Origin of the sequence: Sphaerisporangium corydalis, from assembly GCF_025506355.1 — a bacterium.
Taxonomy (GTDB): domain Bacteria; phylum Actinomycetota; class Actinomycetes; order Streptosporangiales; family Streptosporangiaceae; genus Sphaerisporangium; species Sphaerisporangium corydalis.
The window spans coordinates 1-2,015 of record NZ_JANZYP010000145.1; the positions used below are offsets into that span (position 1 = coordinate 1).

General features: G+C 65.7%; 2 pseudogenes. Both read right to left on the reverse strand.

Annotated elements, in window-relative coordinates:
- Positions 1–149 precede the first annotated feature (149 nt).
- Positions 150–1,147: pseudogene (locus tag NYZ98_RS41230) on the reverse strand (IS5 family transposase).
- Between the two features lie 300 nt (positions 1,148–1,447).
- Positions 1,448–1,792: pseudogene (locus NYZ98_RS41455) on the reverse strand (transposase); the annotation flags it as partial.
- Positions 1,793–2,015: the final 223 nt, after the last annotated feature.

The following is a 2,015-nucleotide window of genomic DNA, read 5'->3' on the forward strand; positions in this document are numbered from 1 at the left end:
ATCAATCTTCGTACCCGGACCGGTTCTGCCACCGCGCCTCCTCGCACCGATCGGACCTGTACACAACATCCAATCGGCACCGCGGGCTACACGCGAACCCGGTGATCGTTTCCGGTCGCAGCACTAGGGCCTGTACGGAGTTCGGATCTTTAAGCGGGTCGACGGCTCCGGACCCACAAGATGGCTCCGCGTAGATGAAGGCCGGCGAGGTAGCCGGCGGGATTCTTATCGAAGCGGAAGGCCAGGCCGCGCCGGTCCTTCATCCGATTGATGCAACGTTCGGCGGTGTTGCGTTCCTTGTAGAGATCGGGATCGTGGGTGTCCGGGCGGCCGCCACGGGAGCCGCGTTTCTTGCGGTTGGCCGCCTGATCGAGTTTTTCGGGGATGACGGCCTTGATGCCGCGCCGGCGCGGGTAGGCGCGGTTACCGCGAGAGGAGTAGGCCTTGTCGGCCGCCACCGCGGCCGGTCGGGTACGCGGACGTCCGACGGGCAGGCGGATCTTGATGCGGGACAGCACGGTGCGAAACTGCGGGCTGTCTGCGGCTTGGCCCGGGGTGAGGATGAAGGACAGCGGACGGCGGTACCGGTCGGCAGACAGGTGAACCTTGCTGGTCAGCCCTCCCCGAGAGCGGCCCGGCGCGGCCGCCTTCAGCCGGATCCGGCGCCGTGGTCGTAATCGCCGGCGTTCGTCCTGGCTGCCGTCTCCGTCCCCGTCCCGGCCGCCTTCGCCGTTGTGGGGGTTTTGCCCCTTTGGCGCAGCCCCTTTTCCTGTTCCCAGGCTTCCTCCAGCGCCTTTACCAGTTCGCCGTCCAGAACCATCCCGGCGGCGTGATGGTGGGCGCGGATCGTGGTGGAGTCCACGCTGACCAGGTCGAGGTCGACCTGCCCGCGTGCGGCGGCCTCGGCGATCACGGCCTGCATCAACTGCTCGAAGACGCCGATCGTGGCCCACAAGCGGAACCTGTCGTAGACGGTGGACCAGGGGCCGTACTCGGCGGGCAGGTCCCGCCACGGGCTGCCGGTGCGAAAGCGCCACATCACGGCGTTGAACTGCTGTCGCAGGTCCGGGATCGGGCCGCGCTCGCCTAGGGGCAGGTGCGGTTCGATCAAGGACCATTCATCATCGGTGAGCTCGCCACGCGCCATGGCGATGGCCTACCAGGACCACAAACCACGGCGCAGGCGAATCCCTGTGATCCCAACTCCGTACAGGCCCTAGCTGTCATCCATGCAGTGAGCTGCTGAAACACCGAAAAGAGCTCGTATGGCGAGCTTGTTCATCCCGTAGATATCCCGCGCCAGCTGACGCCTACGGCGAGCACGTCATCCGGTAGCTGGCCGACCTGGAGGACAGGACACCGCGCGGCTTCCGGTCATACCCTGCGGTTCTTACCCGAGCGTGTGCGAACCGCAGGGTATGGCCATGATCACCGGGTTGGGTGGTCCTCAGGCCGCGGTGGCTGAGAGCGGTCGGCCGCCCCACCGGATGCGTTTCTCGCTGCGGATGCGGGCGCGTTCACGGCGTTGGGCGGCCAGCACGTCGGGGTGGCGGGCGTTGGCGTTGCGCCAGCGCAGGTAGGCGTGCAAAGCGCGGGTCTGGACCGTGTGATTGGCATGGTCGGAGCCGGCGATGGTGAACTGGCGCAACGGCCCGAAGTGAGCCTCGTTCGGGTTGGCCCAGGAGGCGTAGGTCGGCGTGAATAGCAGCTCGACCTTGTGCTTGTTCGCCTAGGTGCGGATCCGCCAGTTCTTGTGCGCCGACAGGTTGTCCAAGATCACGTAGATCGGGGCGCTGATGTACCCCGAGTTCCATGGAGTCGCTCTGGTTGACTGTCGTGTCTCTGACCCTTCCGGAGAGGTCGGCATGTCACGGAGTTATCCCCCTGAGGTCACGTCCAGCGAAGTGGTGTATGAGTTGACCTTCGTGTGATCCTGTTCTGCAGGTTAAGCGGTGAGTGTCTGCGGGATGGGGGTCTGCTGCGGTGTGTCGCCCATAATGAGGTGCATCCGGGTC